Raw genomic sequence first — 21,481 nt, 5'->3', positions numbered from 1 at the left:
ACGTCAGTAGCCCGTCGGACGGACCAGGCCGGTCTCGTAGGCGAACACCGCCGCCTGGGTGCGGTCCCGCAGCCCGAGCTTCACCAGGATCCTGCCCACGTGGGTCTTCACGGTCTGCTCGGCCACGGTCAGGTGGGCCGCGATCTCCGCGTTCGACAGGCCCTGGGCCACGAGTGACAGGACCTCGGTCTCCCGCTCCGTCAGCTCGTCGATCCGCGCCCGCGACGGCGCGCGCGGCGCCCCCAGCCGGGAGAACTCGGTGATCAGCCGCTTCGTGATGTTCGGCGACAGCAGCGCTTCCCCGGCGGCCACCACCCGCACCGCCTCCGCGAGCTGATCGGCCGACGCGTCCTTGAGCAGGAACCCGGAGGCCCCGGCCCGCAGCGCCTCGTACACGTACTCGTCGAGGTCGAAGGTGGTCAGCACGAGCACCTTCACGGTGGCGCCCGCGGCGCCCGTGATGACGGACGTGGCCTCGATCCCGCCCATCCCGGGCATGCGGATGTCCATCAGCACCACGTCCGGCCCTAGTTCGCCGACCTTGGCCACGGCGTCGGCCCCGTCGACGGCCTGGCCGACCACCTCGATGTCGGGCTGGGCGTTGAGAAGCACGGTGAAGCCCTGCCGGACCATCATCTGGTCGTCGGCGATCATCACCTTGATCGGGGTGCTCATGAATCCCTCGTCGTCTCGGGTGCGAAACCGCCGGGCTTGTCCTGCGGATCCATCGGAAGTACCGCGGTCACCTCGTACCCCCCGCTGGGCAGGGGACCGGCGGCCAGCTCGCCCCCCAGCATGCCTGCCCGCTCCCGCATGCCCAGCAGCCCGTGCCCCGCGCCCGGCGAGGGCGGGGCCGGCCGGGTCGGCTCGGTGTTGGCCACGCACAGGTGCAGGTCGTGCGGCCCGTACGCGATGCCCACCTCGACCCGCGAACCGGGCGCATGGCGCAGGCAGTTGCTCAGCGCCTCCTGCACGATCCGGTACGCGGTGAGCTCGACGCCGGGCGTCAGCGGCCGGCGTATCCCCGCGATCTCGGTGGTGACATGCAGTCCGGCCCCCCGCACGTTGTCCACGAGGCCTTCCAGCTCGGCGAGGGTCGGCTGAGGATGGTGAGGGTTCGCCGGATCGTCGGTTTGCTCGGAGCGCAGCACGCCCAGCACCCGCCGCAGCTCGGTCAGGGCCTCCAGCGCGTTCTCCCGGATGCCCGCGAGATTCTCCTTGAGCTCCTCCGACGGGTTGTCCACCAGGTGCGGGGCGACCTGCGCCTGGATGGAGATGACCGACATGTGGTGCGCGACGACATCGTGCAGCTCGCGGGCGATGCGGCTGCGCTCCTCCAGCAGCGTGCGGCGGGCGCGCTCCTCCGCGGTGAGGGACTCCTGTTCGACGAGCTTGCCGCGGGTCAGGCGCGTCGCGCGGAGGGCATAGCCGAGAACGCCGACGAAGCCGAAGAGGAGCGCGATGCCCGGCAGCACCGTCTGACTGCCCGGCGGCCTGAAGGCGGTCTCGGCCAGCCCGGAGTAGAGGATCGACAGTCCCACGACCCCGATCGTCACCCGGGCCGGCATTCGCAGCGCCACCAGCAGGATCAGCGGAGCGAACGTGAAGGCCCCGGCGGGTGTCCACGGCCAGGACTGGCCCTGACCGACGTTGCCGTAGATGGTCCACGCCACCATGGCCGCGGTGACGAGGCCGAGCCACCAGCCGGCGAGGGGCCGGAACATCCCGAGAACGATGGAGCCACCGGTCAGGAGGGCCATCGCGACGACGGGGCCACCGGTGACCTTGTAGTGGTCCTCGAGCTGCGAGACCGTGAGGGCGCAGGACGCCACGGCCGCGTAGGCGACGGCCACATGCGGCAGCCAGGCCAGCCAGCGCGGCCGCGACATGCGGGGAAGCGGGTCCCACTCCAGGGTGAGCAGCTCCCGGGCCAGGCCGCGCAGCGCTGGACGGCCGCTGCGGTTTTCGCGGACGTCGGGTACCGGGGACTCGCTGGGCTTGCTCACGGGCTCCAGCCTAGGCATGGGTGATTTCCTTGACGGGGGCCGTCGCCAGGTGGGGGGAGCCGGAGGCGATGCGCATGGTGCCCTGCGGCTTCGGGCGGCCGCCCCGCTCGTACGCGCGGAACGCGGCCCAGCACACCGTCAGCGCGGCGGCGAACGCGGGCAGCCACAGCAGCCGGGCCGGTATCCACACCAGCGAGTCGGGCACGGTGTGCAGCCCGGGCAGGTCAGCGGGGGCCAGCAGCCCGAGGGCGGTGACGGCCATCATGGCGGTCTGGTGCCAGAGGAAGACCGTCATGGCGGAGAGGTTCACCAGAGCCACCTTCGCCCAGGCCCCCGGCCGTCGCATGGCCCGGGCCAGCGGCTCGCGCACCAGGAGGGCCAGCCCGCACTGGGCCAGTCCGAACGCGACCGCGGCGAGCGTCGGCGGGTTCAGGTTCGACACGGCGGCCCCGGGGACGCCGACCATCGACGCCGGGTATCCGCCCCACAGGATCAGCGCGCCGGTGGCGACGGCGCCCGCGGTGAGCAGCAGGAGCGCGGGCCCGCGCCGGGCGAACGCCCCTCGGGACCAGGCGGCGCCCAGGGTGTAGGGGACGAGCCAGCCGGCGGCCACGTTGACCCAGCCCGCCCATTCGGGCCCGCCGAGCCCGAAGCGCCACACGTCGACGCCCGCCACCACGGCCAGCGGCCACAGCGGATGGAGCCGGGCCACGAGAGGGGTCGCGGCGGTCAGCGCGGCGAACACCAGCAGGAACCACAGGGGGGAGAGCACCAGCTTGACCAGCGTCTGGACGGTGGTGACTTCGACTCCGCCGATCAGCATCCCGCCCGCCACGACCGTCCACAGGATGAGGACGGCGGCGACCGGACGGAACAGCCGGCCCAGCCGCCCGCCGGCCCAGGTGCGGTACGAGTCCCCGCGCTGCCGCGCCGAGGCGTAGCCGAGGGCGGCGACATGCCCGCCGACGAGGAAGAAGACGGCCAGTGTCTGGAACACCCAGGACACCGGGGCCAGCCAGCTCGTGTACGCCAGCGGACTGGTGTTGCTCAGCCCGCCGTTGGCAGTGGTCAGGGCGGTGACCAGCCAGTGGCCGAGCACCACGCCGAGGATCGCGAAGGCCCGCAGCGCGTCCACGGCGCGGTCGCGGTCGGCCGGCGTGGCCGCGTCGATGCCCTCGGCCAGGACGGACCAGCGGGCGCGGAGCTCACGCATGGGAAGCCTCCGAGGCGGTGGCGGTGCCCAGGACGATGGCGGCGAGACTGTCCAGGGACTCGGTGCCGGGCTTGAGGTAGTCGCTGTGCCCGGCGGGACCGGCGGCGAACGCCCGGGCTCCGAAGGCGGGGTCGACGGGGTCGGTGCCGAAGCCGATCGCGCCGAGCCGGGCGTGCGGGACATTGCCGATCCAGTCGCCGCCGCCCCGCCCGGCCCAGACCCGGGCCCCCGTCGGGAGGTCCCGGGCGGAGTCGGCCCCCGTGCCCGGGCTGCCGAACAGGACCATGTCGCCGACCGCGGGCCCGGTCCCCGTACGGGCGCAGACGACCGAGCCGTACGAGTGGCACAGCAGGGAGAGGCGGGCGCCGGGCCCGGCCATGTGCCGCAACCGGTCGAGGAAGGGCCCCAGTTCGGCGGCGGCCTCGTCGGCGCGAGCGGCGGTCAGCACGGTCGTGCTGACCGTGCCGGGGGTGTCGTACCCCAGCCAGGCGACCACGGCGGAGCGCGGATGCTCGGCCTGGAGGCGCTGCTGAAGGGAGACAGCCCCGGCACGGAACCTTTGGTAGGTGTCGAGCGTCGTGTCGGACCCGGGCACCAGGACGGTGACCCGGTCGGCGGTTTCCAGATCGCCGAACACCTCGACGGCCCGGCCCCGTCCCCGGCCGTCGAAGGCGAGGAACTGCGCCGTACCGGCTGCGTCCATGGCGTCCAGCTTCGCGGCCCGCCCGGTGCGTCCGGCGCCCGCCGCCATCCCGGCCGCCTCGGCGAGGTTGGCACGGTTGGCCGTGTACCGGACGTGGGGCGCAGCGGACTCGGCGAACGCCGCGGGTACGGGCGCGGGGACGTCAGGGGAGGCGGCAGCGGCGGACACCGGAACCACGACCGCCGCCGCGACCAGCGCGGCCAGCAGGGTGCGGCGCAGCCGGCCCGTCGGCAGGCCGCGACCGCTCGCCGCGCCCGTCGCCGCGGCGCTGCCGGTGTTTGTCGTCGTCCCCGTCGCCATCGTCTCTTCCTTCGGTTCGGAAGAGCCGTCAGCGCCCTTCTCCGCTTCCGAAGTTAGAAATCGCGCCCCGTCGTCGGCGTCCCGCTCCAGAGCCGTGTTCCTACGTAGCTCTCAGGTATGACAGGGGTTACCTGAGAGGCAGGACCGGCGCGAAGTCGCTGGTGAGGGCGGTTGGTTAGAGTCGATGGATGAGCGAAACCGACTGGCGCCACGACCGCATCGGCACTGCGCACCGCGGGCAGAACCCGACCGTCCTGCGCCGCCTCGACGCGGGCTTCGCCGTGATCGGGGACCGGCAGTTCCTGCCCGGGTACTCCGTCCTGCTCACCGACGATCCCGCCGTGAGCCGGCTCTCCGACCTGCCCCGTGCGCGCAGGGCCGCGTACCTCACCGGCATGGAACGGCTCGCCGAGGCCGTCGAACGGGCCTGCCGCCGCCTCGACCCCGCGTTCCGCCGGGTGAACATCGAGATCCTGGGCAACACCGACCCGTACCTCCACGCCCACATCTGGCCGCGCTACGACTGGGAGCCCGCCGACCGCGTCCGGCTGCCCGTCTGGCTGTACGGGGAGGAGTACTGGCGCGGCGAGCGGCACGCGCTGAGCGACCGCCACGACGGGCTGCGGGATGCCATCGGGCAGGAGCTGGACGTCCTCGGCGGGGCGTGAGGTCAGGTCGTCAGGGGTTCCACGTAGCCCGCGCGCCAGCGGGGTGCCGGGTCCTGGCCGGGGCTGGTCCAGTACTCCCGGGCACCGACGATCTCGCCGTCCCGTACCGTCCAGAGGGAGACGGCCCGGTAGAGCACGTGGTCCTGGGGCACCTCGACCTCGGTGACGACGAGGTCCCCGTCGGCGAGGATGCGCAGCAGTTCCACGGATCTTTCGACGGTGTAGCCGTCGTCGCTGTTCACGGCGATGAAGTTGGCGCGGCCGACGATGCGTTCGCCGCTCACGGGCCATTCGATGACGGCGTCCTCGGCGATGAGGTCGGCTACGCCGTCCCAGTCGCGGGCCTCTATGCGCTGCCACAGGCGTGCCACTACGTTCATCGGCTCCATGGGGGGAGTGTCCGACGGGGGTGTCGGGTGCAACAAGCGTTGCTTGCAGGGTTATTGACATCGACACATTCGCCGGGGCCCTGCCGGGCCCTGCGGGGCTGGGCGGGGTCCGGGGGCCGCAGGGCTTCGCGGGTTCGGCCGCGGGTCGGCTGCTGGGGCTCCGCCCCGGGCCCCGCGCCTCAAACGCCGGCGGGGCTACAAGATCGGGGCTCCGCCCGCGCCCCGCGCCTCAAACGCCGGCGGGGCTGGGGGTGGCTGGGCGGGGCTACAAGATCGGGGCTCCGCCCGCGCCCCGCGCCTCAAGCGCCGGCGGCGTTGGGGCTGGCCCTGCGGGCTGGGGCGGCCCCGCGGGTTGCGGGTGGCCGGGTGGGGTTGGGGTGGCCGTCCGGGTTGGGGCGGTCCCCGCGGGTTGGAGGGTGGTCGGGTCGGGTTGGGGTGGGCCCTGAAGGTGGGGGATCAGGCTTCGGGTGGAGTCGTTATGGCGTCCAGGGCTGCTGTCAGGCGGGTCAGGGCGTCGACCGTTTCGGCGAAGGCGGCGTCGCCCAGTTCTTCTGCCAGGCGGGTGGCCAGGGCGGCGTGGCCCGGGGTGATGCGGGCGATCGCCGCGCGGCCCGCTTCGGTCGGGCGCAGGAGTTTGGCGCGGCGGTGCGCCGGGTTCGGGACGTACTCCGCCAGGCCCTTGGCGGCGAGCAGGTCGGCGATGCGCTGGACGCTCTGCCGTGTGATGCCCATGGCGCGGGCGATGCCGGCGACCGGGAGGGGCTCACGGAGTACGGCGCCGAGCACCTGCCACCAAGCCGCGGTCAGGCCGGCCGGGCGGGCCAGTTCCTCCGACACCGCGAGGAACTGGCCGTTGAGCCGGAACACCCCGAGCGCGGTCCGGCTCAGGAGGTCCTGACGGGCGCGCACCGGCAGAGGCTCCGGTACCGCCGGCTCCGCCCCCGGCTCACGCATCGCCCGCCTCCGCCGCCGCCATCAGGACCGGATACGCGCTCGCGTCCGAGTCGTGGAACAGCCGGTACCACGCGTCCAGTACGTCCGGCTTGTACACGTCCAGCCGGGCGAAGACCTCGCGGGCGAACGCCACCGGTTCCGTCGGCCCCGCCGTGATCAGGTCGCCGTCGGTCACCGCGTCGGCCTCGACGTACCGCTCGGCGCCCGCGTAGCCCGGCTGCTCCGCCAGGTAGAAGGGGGCCGCGCTGGTGTGGGCGTACCCGTCCAGCAGGCCCTCCCGGGCGAGGCCCGCCGTGGCTCCGCAGATCGCCGCGACCGGCACGCCCGCGGCCAGGAACTCCCGGGCCTTCGCCGCGAACGGTGCCAGCTCCTCGCCGGTGTCCCACAGCGAGGCGCCGGTGAGGATCAGCAGGGAGGAGTCCTGCGGCCGCAGGTCCGCCAGGGCCAGGTCGGGCTGGATGCGGACGCCGCCCATGGTGGTGACCGGCCGATCGGCGGCCGGGCCGACGGTACGGACCTGGTGGCCGCGCTGCGTCAGGTGCGCCGTGGTGTGGCCGGTCTCCCAGTCCGCGTACGTGTCGTAGACGGCGAGGTGGACGGGCTTGCGCGGGGTCTCGTTCATCGTGATCGCCTCCGGCGTTGACGTGCTTCACGACCTGCCTTATGACAATAGGCTGTCATGTAGGCAGCATGCTGTCAATGCTTGCGAGGGGTGGTGGCGTGGCAGACAGACTGCCGAGACCGGCCCCCCACCCCCATACAGTCCGCCGATATCCCTTCCCACCTGCGCACTTCTAGCGTGACGCCATGACCCCTCATGTCACCTCGCACAGCCTCGCCGCAGTGAAGGACGCCGACCGGAAGCACGTCTTCCACTCCTGGTCCGCCCAGGCCCTGATCGACCCGCTCGCCGTGGCCGGTGCCGAGGGGTCGTACTTCTGGGACTACGACGGCAAGCGCTTCCTCGACTTCTCCTCCCAGCTGGTCAACACCAACATCGGGCACCAGCACCCCAAGGTCGTCGCCGCCGTGCAGGAGCAGGCCGCCCGGCTCTGCACCCTCGCGCCCGGCTTCGCCGTCGACGTCCGCTCCGAGGCCGCACGCCTCATCGCCGAGCGGACCCCCGGCGACCTGGACAAGATCTTCTTCACCAACGGCGGCGCGGAGGCCGTCGAGAACGCCGTCCGCATGGCCCGGCTGCACACCGGCCGGCAGAAGGTGCTGTCCACCTACCGCTCGTACCACGGCGCCACCGCCGCCGCGATCAACCTCACCGGCGACCCGCGCCGCTGGCCGTCCGACACCGCCGCCGCCGGTGTCGTGCACTTCTGGGGCCCGTACCTCTACCGCTCCGCCTTCCACGCCGCCACCGAGGCCGAGGAGTGCGAGCGCGCCCTCGCGCACCTCGCCGACACGATCGCCTTCGAGGGGCCGCAGACCATCGCGGCGATCATCCTGGAGAGCGTGCCCGGCACGGCCGGGATCATGACCCCGCCGGCCGGCTACCTCGCGGGCGTGCGCGAGCTCTGCGACCGCCACGGCATCGTCTTCGTCCTGGACGAGGTCATGTCGGGATTCGGCCGCACCGGCACGTGGTTCGCCGCCGACCACTGGGGAGTCACCCCCGACCTGATCACCTTCGCCAAGGGCGTGAACAGCGGGTACGTACCGCTCGGCGGTGTCGCCATCTCCGCCGCCATCGCCGAGACCTTCGCCACCCGCCCCTACCCGGGCGGACTCACGTACTCCGGTCACCCGCTGGCCTGCGCCGCCGCCGTGGCCACGATCAACGCGATGGAGGAGGAGGGCATCGTCGAGCACGCCGCCCACCTCGGCGCGAACGTGATCGGCCCGGCGCTCGCCGAGATCGCCGAGCGCCACCCCTCCGTCGGCGAGGTCCGCGGCCTGGGCACCTTCTGGGCCCTGGAACTCGTACGGGACAAGGAGACGCGCGAGCCCCTCGTCCCGTACAACGCCTCCGGCGCGGCCAACACGCCGATGGCCGAATTCGCGGCGGCCTGCAAGGCCTCCGGCCTCTGGCCCTTCGTCAACATGAACCGCACCCACGTCGTCCCCCCGTGCACCATCTCGGAGGCGGAGGCCAAGGAGGGGCTGGCCCTGCTGGACGAGGCGCTGACGGTCGCCGACCGCCACACCACGTCCGGATAGCGGACGGCACATTCGTATACCGATCTTCAACCGCTCTATTTCGGCCTCGCTGCCTGGCCTAAGGTGTCCGGAGTTCACCTAAGGAGACGGACCCCTATGCCAGGCAGCGGCGCTGTCACCCGCAACACACTTCGCCAGCAGATCGCGGACGCGCTGCGTGACGAGGTGCTCGCGGGACGCCTGCCGCCCGGGACCGAGTTCACCGTCAAGCAGATCGCCGAGCAGTACGAGGTCTCCGCGACCCCGGTCCGCGAGGCACTGGTGGACCTCTCGGCCCAGGGCCTGCTCGAACTGGTCCAACACCGCGGATTCCGGGTGCGGATCTTCTCCGTGGACGACTTCCGGGGAATGATCGAGGCCCGCTCGCTGGTCGTGGACGGGATCTTCCGCAGGCTCGCCGAGCACGGCACCGTGGTCGGCTCCGGAGAGCGGCTGGTGTCCGTGCGGCGCCGGGCCGAGGAGGCGCGGCGGGCCGCGCAGAGCGGTTCGCTCGAAGTGCTGATCGGCTACGACCTGCGCTTCTGGCGGGAGCTCAGCGAGCTGGTCGGCAACACCTACATCTCCGAGTTCCTGCACCGCATCCGGGTGCAGTGCTGGGTCTTCGCCGTACCCCACCTCCAGCGCGATCCGCAGCGGCTGCGGGCGGCGCTGTGGGACGGGCACGGCGAGCTGGTGGACGCGGTGACCCTCGCCGACGCGGACGCGGTACGCCGCATCGTGCACGGGTACAACCAGCACGGGCTGGACTGGGCCGCCGGGCTCTAGGTTCGGCGCGTACGGGTCTGCGCGCACGGGTTCTGCGCACCCCTTCGCGGAGCGTGTCCGGCCCACTACGCTGGCCGGATCGGCGGCAACGACTGATCGGAGGCCGAGTGGCCTGTGACCTGTGGCTGGTCCCCCTTGTCGACGTGCTGTGCCACAGCCCCGACAACCCCTTCGCGGAAGAGATCGCCGCGTACGACAAGGCGCTCGGCGAGGCCGGGCTGCCGTCCGTGCCCGTGTTCGCCTACATGCCGGGCCTGAGCGGGGACGTGGCCCCGGTCGCCGGCTTCGACTACGACGCCCTGCATTTCCTGCGGCGGGCGTACCTGCTGCAGATCTGCGGGCTGCCGGTGACGCCGGTGGACGAGCTGGGCGGGGACTACGAGCAGCTGCTGGAGATGTTCGAGCCGACGGCGCAGCAGTCGCACCTGGTGTGGCACTACGACCATGCCGGGGCGTACGTTCCGGTGGACTTCGCGGCTCCGCTGGCGAACGAGGAGCTGTTGGCCGGTGGGGGGCCGCTGGGGTCTGCGCAGGGGTTGCTGCGGGAGCTCGCGGTCGTGGCGCCGGCCATCGGGATAGATCCCGGGAATCCGCCGACCGCGCCGGCGCCGCCGGGGCGGCCGACGTCGTTGGAGGAGCCGGCGGGGCCGATTCCGTATGACGACAGTCCGTTTGCACGGGAGCGGCATGTGTGGCTCGGCTTGCATGCGGCGGCTACGCGGAGTCTGGGGCAGGGGTCGATGATCATCTTTAGCTGAGGGCGGGCCGCGGGGGTCGGGGTGCGGGGCCGCTGCGCGGAGCCTGCTCCCCGCCCCGCCCCGGGTTCTGCCCGGACCCGCGCGGTCGGTTCAGCGGGGCTGTTCCGGGGGGCGCTGGCGGGGCATGTTGGGGCGGGTGCCCGGCGGGAGCGGGAAGCGGGCCGGGGGGACGTACGCGTCCGAGCGGGCTCCGTTGGCGCCCAGGGACTGCATGACCAGCGGGGCGGGGCCGGAGCTGAATTCCACCATCCACTCCGCCGTCTCGGAGCGCACCAGTTCCGTCACGTCCTCCGAGAAGCGCCGCAGTACCGTCAGGCACCGCTCGGCGGCCTCGCTGGCCGTGCCCTCCGTCGGCCCGAGCACCTCCCGTACGTTCTCCGAGGCCCAGTCGAACTGCAGGGTCTGCAGACGGCGCTGCACCGCCTGCGCCGTGGCCACGTCCCGCATCCAGCCCGAGGTCAGGCCGAAGAACCGGTCGCAGCCCAGGCAGGACGCCGCCAGCAGCAGGGACAGGAACCCGTACGCCGACGCGCCCGGCGCCGAGCCCGTCAGCTCCAGCAGCGGCAGCGCGGCGCCCGTGACGGCGCCCAGCGCGGCGCCGACGCGCAGCACGCGCGCCCCCCGGCGCTTCCACGCCCGGTCGGACAGGTACCACTCGGCAGTGCGCAGCGCGTCGGCCTCGACGCGGCGGTAGAGCTCGTCGAGCCGCTCGGCGGGCTCGCCCCAGTCTCCGAGGGGGAACGGCCGCCCGGTCAGATCGCCCGCCGCCATGGGTCCGCTGCCCTCCTCCCGGGGATCCCGGGGATCCCGGGGTGGCCCCTCGGGCTGCATCTCCGGCTGGCTCACCCGGCACTCCCTCTGCCTGCGCTGACGTGTGGTGGTGCGCGTGTGCGCAATGATGCGCATGCTCTTCCTACCTTCGAATGGGGCGCGATGGGCAATGATTCCCGGGATTTCCGCCCACAAGGAGGTCTCCATCAGGTACGCGCACGTCCTGTCTCTCACTCGAAAGAGTTGGTCCTCACGGCGTAGGGCGCAGCGCCCGGGGAGCACGTAGGCTCGGATTGACCAAGCGTCCCGAACGGTACGGAGTGAGTGACCTGTGATTCCCGGTGGTGGCCAGCCCAACATGCAGCAGCTGCTCCAGCAGGCCCAGAAGATGCAGCAGGACCTCGCCGCGGCTCAGGAAGAGCTGGCCAGGACCGAGGTCGAGGGCCAGGCCGGCGGCGGCCTCGTCACCGCGACCGTGACCGGTTCCGGCGAGCTGCGCGCCCTGGTGATCGACCCGAAGGCCGTGGACCCCGAGGACACCGAGACGCTCGCCGACCTGGTGGTCGCGGCCGTCCAGGCGGCCAACGAGAACGCCCAGGCGCTCCAGCAGCAGAAGCTGGGCCCGCTGGCCCAGGGGCTGGGCGGCGGCAGCGGCATCCCCGGCCTCCCCTTCTAGCACTCCCCACCCACCCGAACGAAAGAAGGCAGTCCGTTGTACGAAGGCGTGGTCCAGGACCTGATCGACGAACTGGGCAGGCTGCCCGGCGTCGGGCCCAAGAGCGCGCAGCGGATCGCCTTCCACATCCTGCAGGCCGAGCCCACCGACGTCCGCCGCCTCGCGCACGCGCTGCTGGAGGTCAAGGAGAAGGTCCGGTTCTGCGCGGTGTGCGGGAACGTGGCGCAGGAGGAGCGGTGCGCCATCTGCCGCGACCCGCGCCGCGACACCACGGTCATCTGTGTCGTGGAGGAGCCGAAGGACGTCGTCGCGATCGAGCGGACCCGCGAGTTCCGGGGCAAGTACCACGTCCTCGGCGGCGCGATCAGCCCGATCGAGGGCGTCGGCCCCGACGACCTGCGGATCCGCGAGCTGCTGGCGCGCCTGGCGGACGGCGAGGTGACCGAGCTGATCCTCGCCACCGACCCGAACCTGGAGGGCGAGGCGACCGCCACCTACCTCGCCCGCATGATCAAGCCCATGGGCCTGAAGGTCACCCGCCTGGCCAGCGGGCTCCCCGTCGGGGGAGATCTGGAGTACGCGGACGAGGTCACGCTCGGGCGGGCCTTTGAAGGAAGGCGACTTCTCGATGTCTGACGCAACGCTGCACGCCCTCGGCCAGGATCCGGACGACTTCGCCGCCTCGATCGCGGACCAGATCGAGTCGTTCATCGTCGCGGTCACCGAGGTGGCCAAGGGCGAGGACCCGGACAGCGCGGTGCCCTTCCTCCTCCTGGAGGTCTCCCAGCTGCTGCTGGCGGGCGGCCGGCTGGGCGCGTACCAGGACGTGCTGCCCGAAGAGCGCTACGAGCCCGACCTCGGCCCGGAGCCGGACGTGGACGACCTGCGCGAGCGGTTCGCGATCATGCTGGAGCCGGTCGACGTCTACTCCGAGGTCTTCGACCCGTACGAGCCCCGCAAGGCGCCGGTCCCGCACCGGATCTCCGACGACCTGGCCGACGTGGTCGCCGACCTGCGGCACGGGCTCATCCACCACCAGGCGGGCCGGATCACCGAGGCGCTGTGGTGGTGGCAGTTCTCGTACTTCACGAACTGGGGCCCGACGGCCTCGGCCACGCTGCGCGCCCTCCAGTCGCTGATCGCGCACGTGCGCCTGGACCAGCCCCTCGCCGCCCTGGACGGCCTGGACACGGACGAGGACGTGACGGAGGACGACCTCGCCGAGCAGGCCGGAGAGGTCATGGCCCAGGAGCTCGGCGGCCTCGGCCGTAAATGAGCGCCCGGAAAACGGGCACCAGGGGGAGGAGCGCCCGGGGAAATGAGCGCCCGGCCGGGGGAACCCATCCTTTGATCTTCACGTCTCATGATGTGGTACGAAGCGGTCGGATCCCGGGCGCTCGTTAGACTGCACCAGCAAATGAGACGGACTGAGCGAGGAGCGCACGTGGGCCTTGTCGTGCAGAAGTACGGAGGCTCCTCCGTAGCCGATGCCGAAGGCATCAAGCGCGTCGCCAAGCGGATCGTGGATGCCAAGAAGAACGGCCACCAGGTGGTCGTCGTGGTTTCCGCGATGGGCGACACGACGGACGAGCTGATCGATCTCGCCGAGCAGGTTTCTCCCATGCCTGCCGGGCGCGAATTCGACATGCTGCTGACCGCCGGAGAGCGGATCTCCATGGCCCTGCTGGCCATGGCGATCAAAAACCTGGGCCACGAGGCCCAGTCGTTCACCGGTAGCCAGGCAGGCGTGATCACCGACTCGGTCCACAACAAAGCGCGCATCATCGATGTCACGCCGGGCCGTATCCGCACCGCGCTGGACGAGGGCAACATCGCCATCGTCGCCGGCTTCCAGGGCGTGTCCGCGGACTCCAAGGACATCACCACCCTGGGCCGCGGCGGCTCGGACACCACCGCCGTCGCGCTCGCCGCGGCGCTGGACGCCGAGGTCTGCGAGATCTACACCGACGTCGACGGCGTCTTCACCGCGGACCCCCGCGTCGTGAAGAAGGCCAAGAAGATCGACTGGATCTCCTCCGAGGACATGCTGGAGCTCGCCGCCTCCGGTTCCAAGGTGCTGCTGCACCGCTGTGTCGAGTACGCACGCCGATACAACATCCCGATCCACGTCCGCTCGTCCTTCTCGGGACTGCCGGGCACGTGGGTCAGCAACGAGAATCCGCAAGGGGACGAGCAGGTGGAGCACGCCATCATCTCCGGAGTCGCTCACGACGTCTCCGAAGCCAAGATCACGGTCGTCGGCGTCCCGGACAAGCCGGGCGAGGCCGCGGCGATCTTCCGCGCGATCGCGGACGCCGAGATCAACATCGACATGATCGTGCAGAACGTGTCGGCGGCCTCGACGGGCCTCACCGACATCTCCTTCACGCTTCCCAAGACCGAGGGCCACAAGGCCATCGACGCCCTGGAGAAGGCGAAGGCCCAGATCGGCTTCGACTCCCTGCGCTACGACGACCAGATCGGCAAGATCTCCCTGGTCGGCGCGGGCATGAAGACCAACCCGGGCGTCACCGCCTCCTTCTTCCAGGCGCTGTCCGACGCGGGCGTCAACATCGAGCTGATCTCCACCTCCGAGATCCGCATCTCGGTCGTGACCCGCCAGGACGACGTCAACGAGGCCGTCCGCGCCGTGCACACGGCCTTCGGCCTCGACTCCGACAGTGACGAGGCCGTCGTCTACGGGGGCACCGGACGATGACCGGCGCCCGGTCCTCCGCCCCGGCGCTCGCCGTGGTCGGGGCGACCGGCGCGGTCGGCACCGTCCTGCTCCAGATGCTGTCCCAGCGGGCCGACGTCTGGGGCGACATCCGCCTGATCGCCTCCGCGCGCACGGCCGGCCGCATGCTGGCCGTCCGCGCGGAGGAGATCGAGGTGCTCACCCTCACCGAGGACGCCTTCGACGGCCTCGGCCCGGGCGATGTCGCGCTCTTCCTCACCCCGGCCGAGGTCTCCGCCCGGTGGGCTTCCGTCGTCACCGCACGCGGTGTCGTCGTCGTCGACCAGTCCGCCGCCTTCCGCGAGGACCCCGAGGTCCCCCTGGTGGTGCCCGAGGTCAACGCGCACGCCGTACGGATCCGGCCGCGCGGGATCGTCGCCACCCCGGACTGCGTGACCGCCGCCATGATCGCGGCCCTGGGCGCGCTGCACGCCGAGTACTCCCTCTCCGAGCTGGCCGTCTCCTCGTACCAGGCGGCGAGCGCCGCCGGCCGGGCCGGCACCGAGGCGCTGCGCCGCCAGCTGTCGCTGGTCGCCGGTACCTCCCTGGGCGAGCAGACCGGAGACGTACGCCGGGCCGTGGGCGAGGACACGGGGCCCTTCGCGGCCCCGCTCGCCCTCAACGTCGTGCCCTGGTCCGGGGAGCTGCGCGAGGACGGCTGGTCCTCGCACGAGCTGGCGGTCCGGGGGGAGACCCGCCGGATCCTGGGCCTGCCGGAGCTGCCGATCGCCGTGACCTGCGTACAGGTTCCCGTGGTGACGGGGCATTCCCTGACCGTGCGGGCCCGGTTCGACAACGAGGTGGACGCCGCGCACGCCCGGCAGGTCCTGGACGCCGCGCCCGGCGTGGTGCTCGTGGACGACCCGGCTGCGGGCGAGTTTCCGACGCCGGCGGACGCCGCCGGAACGGATCCGGCCTGGGTGGGACGGGTGCGGGTCTCGCTCGACGACCGGCGTGCGCTGGAGTTCTTCGTGTGCGCCGACAATCTCCGCAAGGGCGCCGCCCTGAATGCCACTCAGATCGCGGAACTGATCGCAGGTGAACTTGCGTAATTCGCTTTGTAGGATCGGTGCTGATCCCTTGATCAAGGTGATGGCCCGACTGCCGTCTCGATAGACGGGGCAATCGGGAAGAGCGGGTACGCATGAGGGCAATGGGGATATTGCTGTGGCGGCTGCCTCGCGCGTACAACCCTGACGGGGGGACGCGTGTCCTACAGGCGTGGCAGAGGCACTGCTGGAACTGGCCGTCCTGCCGGCGCGCACCGGGATCATCCCGTCGCGCCGGGGCTCCCGCACGTCCGGCGGCGGTCTTCCTGTGATCGTTCCCGTCCCGCCGGCCGGGCCCTCCGAGGTGCCCCTACGGGCCGTCGTACCGACCCCGGGCGGCCGCGTGCCCGCGCCGCGCGACAGCGCTGAGGCGGGCGGCGAGACGCCCCCGGCGAGCGAGGCCGCGGCCGGGGCAGCGGCGGAGGCCGTGCCCGAGGCCGTGCGCGAGGTGGTGGCGGGCACCACCGTGGACCACCTCACCGAGACCTACCAGGCGCACTACCGCTCGCTCCTGGGCCTCGCCGCGCTGCTCCTCGACGACACGGCCTCCTGCGAGGACGTGGTCCAGGAGGCGTTCATCCGCGTGCACTCGGCCCGCAACCGGGTCCGTGACCGCGACAAGACGCTGGCGTACCTGCGCCAGACCGTCGTGAACCTCTCCCGGTCCGCCCTGCGCCGGCGCATCCTCGGCCTCAAGCTGCTGTCGAAGCCGATGCCGGACATGGCGAGCGCCGAGGAAGGCGCGTACGACCAGCTGGAACGTGACGATCTGATCAAGGCGATGCGCGGACTGCAGCGTCGCCAGCGAGAGGTGCTCGTGCTGCGGTACTTCGCGGACATGACGGAAGCCCAGGTCGCCGAGACGCTCGGGGTGTCGCTCGGCTCGGTGAAGGCGTACGGATCGCGGGGGATTGCCGCGCTGCGGGTGGCGATGGAGGCTGCGCAGTCATGATGGACGACCACACCGCGCCCGGCGGCGCGAGCGAGGAAGAGGCGCTGCGGGGCCTGCTGCGCGGGGCCGTCGAGGGCCTGCAGCCCGCCGACGGGGCGCTGGAGCGGCTGCGGTACGCCGTCCCCGCCCGCCGGACCCTCAAGCGGCAGGTCTTCGTCGGGGCCGCGGCGGTCGCGCTGCTGGCCGGGACGGCCATTCCGGCCGCCCTTCACATGGCGGCCGACGAGGCAGCCACCACCGAGCACTCGACGATGGCCGGGCACGGGGCGGAGGCGGGCGGGAAGCCGGGCTCCGCGTCCTCCGACCCGCACCAGAACGGCTCCGGGAGCCAGCCCAGGGCCACCCGGTCCGGCGGCGGTACGCCCGACGCGGGCGGCACCACCGGGCAGCCGGACCCCGAGGCCACCGGTTCGCCGGCCGGCGGTGTGACGGCCGGCCCGTCGAGCAGCGGCACCGACCCCGGCACGGTCGTGGGCGCGGGCAAGGGCCCGCAGCCGCCGGCGGCGGCGTCCGGCGCGCCCGGGTGCGGAGCCGAGCAGCTGGGGGTGGTGGGCTCGGCCCGCGCCCCGGAGGCCGACGGCAAGATCTACGGCAGTTTCAAGGTCACCAACGTCTCGGCGCAGGGCTGCACCGTCAGCGGCCCGGACACCGTGACGGCGGCCGCCGCGGCCGGCGCCCCGACCGGCCCGGGCTCCGGCGTCGCCGTGGTCGCCCACACGGCGGGGGACCCGGCCAGCGGGCTGCTGCCCGACCCGTCGGCGGAGGCGCCGGTGCTGGTGCTCCCGCCGAACTCGGCGTACGAGGTCCGCTTCGCCTGGGTGCCGTCGGCGGAGCCGTGTGCCGCGGCCAGCCCGGACGCGGGGGCGAAGCCGTCGCAGGGCCAGTCCGCGGGCACGCCCGTCGCCGAGCCGGAGACGGGGACCACGCCCCCGGAGGCTCCGGGCGTGGCGGTGTCCCACACGCCCCCGACGGGCGCCCCGGTGACGCGGACGACGATCCCCGAGGCCTGCGGGGGGACGGTGTACCGCACGGGAGCGATCCCGGTGGACGCTCCGAAGCCGTAGTCCCTGCGGGTCAGACCCGCTCGGCTGCCGGCGCCGCGGGCAACAGGCCCGCCTCCGCGTCGCGGAGGGTTTCCAGTTCGCGGCGGTAGAGCCGGAACCACATGAAGAGCACGAAGGCGACGAAGACGAACCACTCGCCGGTGTAGCCGAGGTTCTGGAAGGCCTTCAGGTCGAGCCCGGTGTTGGCCGGGGCCGCGGCGGGCACCGGGGTCAGGCCGTCGGCCGGGGTCTGCACGGTCAGCCAGGCGTCGTACAGGTCGTACGGGACGAGGTTGACCAGCGAGGCGGCCCCGATCACGCCGAGCTGCCCGGCCGGGAGGCCGCCCTGGGCGTGGACCCCCTTGGTTCCGGAGTTCTCCGAGGCCTGGAGCGCACCGGTGACCTCGACGCGGCCGGTGGGCGCGGCCGGGGCCTTCGCCGGATCGGCCGTCCCCGGCAGCCAGCCCCGGACCACCGGGACGGCCTTGCCGGAGTCGGTCTTCAGCAGGGTCAGCACGTAGAAGCCGGTCGCGCCGTCCAGCCGCCGCTCGGGGACCAGCAGCTGGTCCCCGTACTCCCCGGAGGCGGAAGCCAGCCGTCCGGAGGTCTTCTTGTCCACCGGGAGCAGTGAGTCCAGCGGCGCGGCCGCCCGGTCCGCGGGGCGCTCGGAGGTCGCCTCGCGGTGGCTGTCGACGCGGTCCTCGAACCGGTCTAGCTGCCAGGACCCCATGAACAGGCAGAAGGGGACGGCGAGCGCGACGAAGACGTTGATCCCCCACCAGCGCGGGGTCAGGAGAAACCGGTGCACCCCACCACCGTACGGGGGGTGCACCGGCTCGGGTTTAGCGGGGCAGGTGCTTGAGCGCGAACTCCAGCTCCATCCGGACCTGCTTGATCCGCTCTTCCACGACCAGCGAGCCGTGCCCGGCGTCGTACCGGTACACCTCGTGCACCGCGCCGCGCGCCGCCAGCCGGTCCACGTAGTTGTCGATCTGCCGGATCGGGCAGCGCGGGTCGTTGACGCCCGCCGCGATGTAGACGGGCGCCTTCACCGCATCGACGTACGTCAGCGGAGAGGAGGCCTCGAAGCGGTCCGGGACCTCCTCCGGCGTACCGCCGAAGAGGGTGCGGTCCAGGGACTTCAGCGCCTCCATCTCGTCGTGGTAGGCCGTCACGTAGTCGGCGACCGGTACGGAGGCCAGGCCCACCGCCCAGGCCCCGGGCTGCGTGCCGAGGCCCAGCAGCGTCAGGTAACCGCCCCAGGAGCCGCCCGAGAGCACCAGCCGGGCCGGGTCCGCGAGGCCCGAGGAGACGGCCCATTCGCGGACCGCCGCGATGTCCTCGAGCTCGATCAGGCCGACTCGGTGCTTGAGGGCGTCCGTCCAGGCGCGGCCGTAGCCGGTCGAGCCCCGGTAGTTGACCCGGACGACCGCGAAGCCGTGGTCCAGCCAGGCCGCCGGGGTCGCCGCGAAGGCGTCGCTGTCGTGCCAGGTGGGCCCGCCGTGGATCTCGAAGACCGTCGGGAAGGGGCCGTCGCCGTGCCCGGCCGGCCGCTGCGCGAGCGCATGGATCCGCCCGCCGGGGCCCTCCACCCAGACGTCCTCCACCGGCATCGAGCCGGGCGCCCGGAAGCCGGGCGGGTCCAGGACGGTCAGGCCCGAGGTGGACCGCACGGCCGGCGGCTCGGCCGCCGAGGACCACTGGAACTCCACCGTCCCGTCGGGGCGCGCCGTCGCACCCGACACCGTCCCCGGCGGCGTGTCCACGCGCATGAGCTCCCGCGCGGCCAGGTCGTAGCGCCAGAGCTCGCTGCGCGCCTCGAAGTCGTGCGCGATCAGCAGGGCGGAGCCGTCCGGGTACCACTCGGCGCTGACGTCGCCCGGCAGGTCGATCGCGAGCTCCTCCTCGGTGCCGGTGGCCACGTCCCACACCATCGGCTCCCAGCGGCCGCGCCGCTGGTGGCCGACGAGCAGCCGGGTGTCGCCCGGGACCGGCGCGAAGCCCAGTACCTCCAGGCCCAGGTCCTCGGAGCCGCCCCGGGAGTCGTCCAGCTCGGCGACGGTGGCGCCGTCGAGGGTGACCACGCGCAGCGCGGAGTGCATGGCGTCACCGTGCTCGGTGTGCTCGATGGCGACCAGGGTCCCGTCGTGGGACAGGTCGCCGACCCCGGCCGACTCGCGGTGCCGGTAGATCACGGCGGGCGCGGCGCCGTCCGGCCGGACCACGTGGATGGTCGTGCCGTCCTCGTCCGTGGAGCGGCCCACGACGGACGTGCCGTCGCGGCCGATGGCCAGCCCGGCCGGGTAGGAGGGCTCCAGCCCCGGGGTGGCCGGCTCGTCGGGGCCGCCGGCGAAGGGCTGGCGCACCCAGGTGCCGAACTCGTCGCCGTCGGTGTCGGAGAACCACCAGACCCACTCGCCGTCGGGGGAGAGGGTGCCGTCGGTGGTGCCGTTGGGGCGGTCGGTGGCCTGCCGCTGCACGCCGGTGGCGCGGTCCCAGGCGTAGAGCTCGAAGGTCCCCGTCGCGTTCGAGACGAAGAGCGAGCGGTCCGGAGCGTCCTCGGCCCACTCGGGCAGTCCGACGCGCGGTGCGCGGAACCGCTTCTCCCAGGCGGGCATCTCGGCAGCGGCGGTCTCGCCGGTGGTCAGTTCGGTGTCGCTGGTCATGCCCCCCATTCTTGCCGGACGCCGAGCCGGGATGCCGACTGCTCCGAACGGGCGCACAGTGGAACCCGTACGCGTGTTCCGTGTTCAGTGTTCCGAGGAGGAGTGATCATGGCCAAGAAGGCTCGCACCGGACACCACGGCCACCAGGATTCCGAGCGCGCGATGGCGAAGAACACCGCGGCCGAGGCGCGTGCCAAGGCCGCCGTCAGAGACGTGCAGTCGCTCTCCGCGAAGACGCGGGGCATGCAGCAGAAGGCTCAGGCCAAGCGCGGCTGAGTCCGGCACCGGTCACCGGCCCGCGCCCTCCCACGAGGGCGCGGGCCGCGTGCGTACGCTGACCGCATGCGGATGATCGTCCGGGGTGCCCGGCTGCTGCACGCCCACGGCCCGTCCGACGGCCTGTCCGACGGCCTGTCCGACGTGGAGGTCGCCGAGGACGGGCGGATCGCGCGGGTGATCCCGTACGACGACCAGAAGGAGCCGCCCGCCACGGGGACCCTCATCGAGGCCCACGGCTCGCTGCTCACCGCTCCCTTCGTCGAGCCGCACATCCACCTCGACACGGCCCTGACGGCCGGCGAACCGCGCCCGAACGCGTCCGGCACCCTCTGGGAGGGCATCGCCTGCTGGAGCGAGCGCAAACGGACGCTGACCCGCGAGGACGTGGTCGCGCGGGCCACCGAGGTGCTGCGCTGGCAGGCGGCGCAGGGCGTGCTGCACGTACGGACCCACTGCGACGTGACCGACCCGGCGCTCACCGCGCTCGACGCGCTGCTGGAGGTGCGCGACCGGGTCCGGGACGTCATGACCCTGCAGATCGTGGCCTTCCCGCAGGAGGGGATCGTCTCCTTCCCGGACGGCGAGGCGCTGCTGCGCGAGGCCGTGGCGCGCGGGGCGGACGTCGTCGGCGCCATCCCGCACTTCGAGGACACCCGGGAGGACGGGGTCGCGTCGCTGGGCATCGCCTTCGCGCTGGCCGAGGCGAACGGGCTGCGCGTGGACGCGCACTGCGACGAGATCGACGACGAGCAGTCCCGCTTCGTGGAGGTGCTGGCCGCCCTCGCGCTGCGCTCGGGCCTGCGCGAGCGCGCCACGGCCTCCCACACGACGGCCATGGGCTCCTACAACGGCGCCTACAGCTACAAGCTCCAGCGGCTGCTGTCGCGGTCGGGCGTCAACCTGGTCGCCAACCCGTTCGCCAACCTCAACCTCCAGGGCCGCTTCGACGCCTATCCCAAGCGGCGCGGGCTCACCCAGGTCAAGGAGATGCTGGCGGCGGGGGTCAACGTGGCCTTCGGGCACGACGACGTCATGGACCCGTGGAACGCGCTCGGCACCGGCAATCCGCTCCAGACCGCCCTCGTCGGGCTGTACGCAGCCCAGCTCACCGGTGCGGAGGAGATCCCGCTGGCCTTCTCGATGGTGACGGAGCGTGCGGCGCGGGTCCTGGGCCTGTCGGACGGGGAGTACGGCATCAGGGAGGGCGCCCCCGCCTCCTTCGTGCTCCTCCCGGCTCCGACCCCGCAGGAGGCGATCCGCCGCCAGGTCCGGCCCCGGTACGTCGTCGCGCACGGCACCGTCCTGGCCCGCACCCCGCCCGCCCCGGCCCTGCTCAGCTGGCCGGGGGAGCCCGAGGCCGAAGTCGACTTCAGCCGGTCCTAG

The 21,481-nt window shown here is 72.7% G+C and carries 23 protein-coding genes; 13 read left to right on the top strand and 10 right to left on the bottom strand.

Annotation, left to right across the window (positions count from 1 at the left end; genetic code table 11):
• Window positions 1–3 precede the first annotated feature (3 nt).
• From ACIPUC_RS18530 to ACIPUC_RS18515, 4 genes are read right to left on the bottom strand one after another with little or no spacing between them, the layout of a single operon-like run.
• A complete protein-coding gene (locus ACIPUC_RS18530) occupies window positions 4–675 on the bottom strand; it encodes a response regulator (protein ID WP_215143277.1) in 672 nt (223 codons plus the stop codon).
• Window positions 672–2,006 (bottom strand): sensor histidine kinase, encoded by a 1,335-nt coding sequence (locus ACIPUC_RS18525; RefSeq protein WP_446590615.1) that lies wholly within the window; start codon window positions 2,004–2,006, stop codon window positions 672–674. Before ACIPUC_RS18525 ends, ACIPUC_RS18530 begins: the two co-directional genes overlap by 4 nt.
• 10 nt (window positions 2,007–2,016) lie before the next feature.
• Window positions 2,017–3,219 (bottom strand): acyltransferase family protein, encoded by a 1,203-nt coding sequence (locus ACIPUC_RS18520; RefSeq protein WP_446590613.1) that lies wholly within the window; start codon window positions 3,217–3,219, stop codon window positions 2,017–2,019.
• A complete protein-coding gene (locus ACIPUC_RS18515) occupies window positions 3,212–4,222 on the bottom strand; it encodes an alpha/beta hydrolase (RefSeq protein WP_446590612.1) in 1,011 nt (336 codons plus the stop codon). The genes ACIPUC_RS18520 and ACIPUC_RS18515 overlap by 8 nt, the downstream gene beginning before the upstream one ends.
• A 188-nt stretch (window positions 4,223–4,410) precedes the next feature.
• On the opposite strand from ACIPUC_RS18515, the gene ACIPUC_RS18510 reads away from it, so the two are divergent.
• Window positions 4,411–4,890, top strand: coding sequence for an HIT family protein (locus tag ACIPUC_RS18510; RefSeq protein ID WP_446590610.1), 480 nt, complete (start codon window positions 4,411–4,413; stop codon window positions 4,888–4,890).
• A gap of 2 nt (window positions 4,891–4,892) precedes the next feature.
• Here the strand turns inward: ACIPUC_RS18510 and ACIPUC_RS18505 are convergent, their stop codons facing one another.
• The 3 genes from ACIPUC_RS18505 to ACIPUC_RS18495 form a co-directional block, all read right to left on the bottom strand.
• Entirely contained in the window at window positions 4,893–5,279 is a 387-nt protein-coding gene (locus tag ACIPUC_RS18505) for a nuclear transport factor 2 family protein (RefSeq protein ID WP_446590609.1), read from the bottom strand.
• A gap of 456 nt (window positions 5,280–5,735) precedes the next feature.
• Window positions 5,736–6,233, bottom strand: a complete 498-nt coding sequence (locus tag ACIPUC_RS18500) for a MarR family winged helix-turn-helix transcriptional regulator (protein WP_446590608.1) — start codon at window positions 6,231–6,233, stop codon at window positions 5,736–5,738.
• Window positions 6,226–6,855, bottom strand: coding sequence for a DJ-1/PfpI family protein (locus ACIPUC_RS18495; protein ID WP_446590607.1), 630 nt, complete (start codon window positions 6,853–6,855; stop codon window positions 6,226–6,228). Before ACIPUC_RS18495 ends, ACIPUC_RS18500 begins: the two co-directional genes overlap by 8 nt.
• Window positions 6,856–7,040: 185 nt before the next feature.
• Here ACIPUC_RS18495 and ACIPUC_RS18490 point away from each other — a divergent pair, with 185 nt between their 5' ends.
• The 3 genes from ACIPUC_RS18490 to ACIPUC_RS18480 all read left to right on the top strand — a co-directional run bounded on the left by ACIPUC_RS18490 (window position 7,041) and on the right by ACIPUC_RS18480 (window position 9,925).
• Window positions 7,041–8,402: an aminotransferase class III-fold pyridoxal phosphate-dependent enzyme gene (locus tag ACIPUC_RS18490; RefSeq protein WP_446590606.1), complete on the top strand. Its 1,362-nt coding sequence runs from the start codon at window positions 7,041–7,043 to the stop codon at window positions 8,400–8,402.
• 96 nt (window positions 8,403–8,498) lie between these two features.
• Window positions 8,499–9,167 (top strand): GntR family transcriptional regulator, encoded by a 669-nt coding sequence (locus ACIPUC_RS18485; RefSeq protein ID WP_446590605.1) that lies wholly within the window; start codon window positions 8,499–8,501, stop codon window positions 9,165–9,167.
• 107 nt (window positions 9,168–9,274) lie between these two features.
• Window positions 9,275–9,925 carry a hypothetical protein gene (locus ACIPUC_RS18480; protein ID WP_446590604.1) on the top strand — a complete coding sequence of 217 codons (651 nt, stop codon included), beginning with the start codon at window positions 9,275–9,277 and terminating at the stop codon, window positions 9,923–9,925.
• 90 nt (window positions 9,926–10,015) lie between these two features.
• Here ACIPUC_RS18480 and ACIPUC_RS18475 read toward each other — a convergent pair whose 3' ends face one another.
• Window positions 10,016–10,771, bottom strand: a complete 756-nt coding sequence (locus ACIPUC_RS18475; protein ID WP_446590602.1) for an SLATT domain-containing protein — start codon at window positions 10,769–10,771, stop codon at window positions 10,016–10,018.
• Window positions 10,772–11,027: 256 nt separating this feature from the next.
• Here ACIPUC_RS18475 and ACIPUC_RS18470 point away from each other — a divergent pair, with 256 nt between their 5' ends.
• The 7 genes from ACIPUC_RS18470 (at window position 11,028) to ACIPUC_RS18440 (ending at window position 17,174) form a co-directional block, all read left to right on the top strand.
• The gene (locus ACIPUC_RS18470; protein WP_446590601.1) at window positions 11,028–11,372 is read left to right on the top strand and encodes a YbaB/EbfC family nucleoid-associated protein; all 345 of its coding nucleotides are present in this window, start codon (window positions 11,028–11,030) and stop codon (window positions 11,370–11,372) included.
• A gap of 36 nt (window positions 11,373–11,408) precedes the next feature.
• Window positions 11,409–12,008, top strand: coding sequence for a recombination mediator RecR (gene recR / locus ACIPUC_RS18465; protein WP_446590600.1), 600 nt, complete (start codon window positions 11,409–11,411; stop codon window positions 12,006–12,008).
• Window positions 12,001–12,648, top strand: a complete 648-nt coding sequence (locus ACIPUC_RS18460; RefSeq protein WP_446590599.1) for a DUF5063 domain-containing protein — start codon at window positions 12,001–12,003, stop codon at window positions 12,646–12,648. The genes recR and ACIPUC_RS18460 overlap by 8 nt, the downstream gene beginning before the upstream one ends.
• A 168-nt stretch (window positions 12,649–12,816) precedes the next feature.
• Complete coding sequence (locus tag ACIPUC_RS18455; protein WP_446590598.1) at window positions 12,817–14,091, top strand: aspartate kinase; 1,275 nt, start codon at window positions 12,817–12,819, stop codon at window positions 14,089–14,091.
• Entirely contained in the window at window positions 14,088–15,161 is a 1,074-nt protein-coding gene (locus ACIPUC_RS18450; RefSeq protein WP_446590596.1) for an aspartate-semialdehyde dehydrogenase, read from the top strand. Before ACIPUC_RS18455 ends, ACIPUC_RS18450 begins: the two co-directional genes overlap by 4 nt.
• Window positions 15,162–15,330: 169 nt before the next feature.
• Entirely contained in the window at window positions 15,331–16,110 is a 780-nt protein-coding gene (locus ACIPUC_RS18445) for a SigE family RNA polymerase sigma factor (RefSeq protein WP_446590594.1), read from the top strand.
• Complete coding sequence (locus tag ACIPUC_RS18440) at window positions 16,107–17,174, top strand: hypothetical protein (protein ID WP_446590592.1); 1,068 nt, start codon at window positions 16,107–16,109, stop codon at window positions 17,172–17,174. The genes ACIPUC_RS18445 and ACIPUC_RS18440 overlap by 4 nt, the downstream gene beginning before the upstream one ends.
• 10 nt (window positions 17,175–17,184) lie before the next feature.
• Here ACIPUC_RS18440 and ACIPUC_RS18435 read toward each other — a convergent pair whose 3' ends face one another.
• Together ACIPUC_RS18435 and ACIPUC_RS18430 are read right to left on the bottom strand one after the other, a co-directional pair.
• Window positions 17,185–17,961 carry an SURF1 family protein gene (locus ACIPUC_RS18435; protein WP_446590591.1) on the bottom strand — a complete coding sequence of 259 codons (777 nt, stop codon included), beginning with the start codon at window positions 17,959–17,961 and terminating at the stop codon, window positions 17,185–17,187.
• Window positions 17,962–17,995: 34 nt separating this feature from the next.
• On the bottom strand, window positions 17,996–19,819 hold the full coding sequence (locus ACIPUC_RS18430; RefSeq protein ID WP_446590590.1) for a S9 family peptidase: 1,824 nt from the start codon (window positions 19,817–19,819) through the stop codon (window positions 17,996–17,998).
• A gap of 108 nt (window positions 19,820–19,927) precedes the next feature.
• On the opposite strand from ACIPUC_RS18430, the gene ACIPUC_RS18425 reads away from it, so the two are divergent.
• Both ACIPUC_RS18425 and codA read left to right on the top strand, forming a co-directional pair.
• Window positions 19,928–20,095 carry a hypothetical protein gene (locus ACIPUC_RS18425; RefSeq protein ID WP_215143325.1) on the top strand — a complete coding sequence of 56 codons (168 nt, stop codon included), beginning with the start codon at window positions 19,928–19,930 and terminating at the stop codon, window positions 20,093–20,095.
• Window positions 20,096–20,161: 66 nt separating this feature from the next.
• On the top strand, window positions 20,162–21,481 hold the full coding sequence (gene codA, locus ACIPUC_RS18420; protein ID WP_446590589.1) for a cytosine deaminase: 1,320 nt from the start codon (window positions 20,162–20,164) through the stop codon (window positions 21,479–21,481).

It is taken from the genome of Streptomyces sp. LARHCF249 (assembly GCF_052871255.1).
This window is presented reverse-complemented; position numbering and strand designations above follow the sequence as displayed.

What these genes read in the sequence shown, in the direction of transcription:
- ACIPUC_RS18450 (WP_446590596.1), top strand. Translation starts at nt 14,088, where the DNA reads ATGACCGGCGCCCGGTCCTCCGCCCCGGCGCTCGCCGTGGTCGGGGCG.
- ACIPUC_RS18430 (WP_446590590.1), bottom strand. Translation starts at nt 19,819, where the DNA reads ATGACCAGCGACACCGAACTGACCACCGGCGAGACCGCCGCTGCCGAG.
- ACIPUC_RS18520 (WP_446590613.1), bottom strand. Translation starts at nt 3,219, where the DNA reads ATGCGTGAGCTCCGCGCCCGCTGGTCCGTCCTGGCCGAGGGCATCGAC.
- ACIPUC_RS18495 (WP_446590607.1), bottom strand. Translation starts at nt 6,855, where the DNA reads ATGAACGAGACCCCGCGCAAGCCCGTCCACCTCGCCGTCTACGACACG.
- codA (WP_446590589.1), top strand. Translation starts at nt 20,162, where the DNA reads ATGCGGATGATCGTCCGGGGTGCCCGGCTGCTGCACGCCCACGGCCCG.
- ACIPUC_RS18500 (WP_446590608.1), bottom strand. Translation starts at nt 6,233, where the DNA reads ATGCGTGAGCCGGGGGCGGAGCCGGCGGTACCGGAGCCTCTGCCGGTG.
- ACIPUC_RS18440 (WP_446590592.1), top strand. Translation starts at nt 16,107, where the DNA reads ATGATGGACGACCACACCGCGCCCGGCGGCGCGAGCGAGGAAGAGGCG.
- ACIPUC_RS18460 (WP_446590599.1), top strand. Translation starts at nt 12,001, where the DNA reads ATGTCTGACGCAACGCTGCACGCCCTCGGCCAGGATCCGGACGACTTC.
- ACIPUC_RS18515 (WP_446590612.1), bottom strand. Translation starts at nt 4,222, where the DNA reads ATGGCGACGGGGACGACGACAAACACCGGCAGCGCCGCGGCGACGGGC.
- ACIPUC_RS18490 (WP_446590606.1), top strand. Translation starts at nt 7,041, where the DNA reads ATGACCCCTCATGTCACCTCGCACAGCCTCGCCGCAGTGAAGGACGCC.
- ACIPUC_RS18485 (WP_446590605.1), top strand. Translation starts at nt 8,499, where the DNA reads ATGCCAGGCAGCGGCGCTGTCACCCGCAACACACTTCGCCAGCAGATC.
- ACIPUC_RS18510 (WP_446590610.1), top strand. Translation starts at nt 4,411, where the DNA reads ATGAGCGAAACCGACTGGCGCCACGACCGCATCGGCACTGCGCACCGC.
- ACIPUC_RS18425 (WP_215143325.1), top strand. Translation starts at nt 19,928, where the DNA reads ATGGCCAAGAAGGCTCGCACCGGACACCACGGCCACCAGGATTCCGAG.
- ACIPUC_RS18530 (WP_215143277.1), bottom strand. Translation starts at nt 675, where the DNA reads ATGAGCACCCCGATCAAGGTGATGATCGCCGACGACCAGATGATGGTC.
- ACIPUC_RS18505 (WP_446590609.1), bottom strand. Translation starts at nt 5,279, where the DNA reads ATGGAGCCGATGAACGTAGTGGCACGCCTGTGGCAGCGCATAGAGGCC.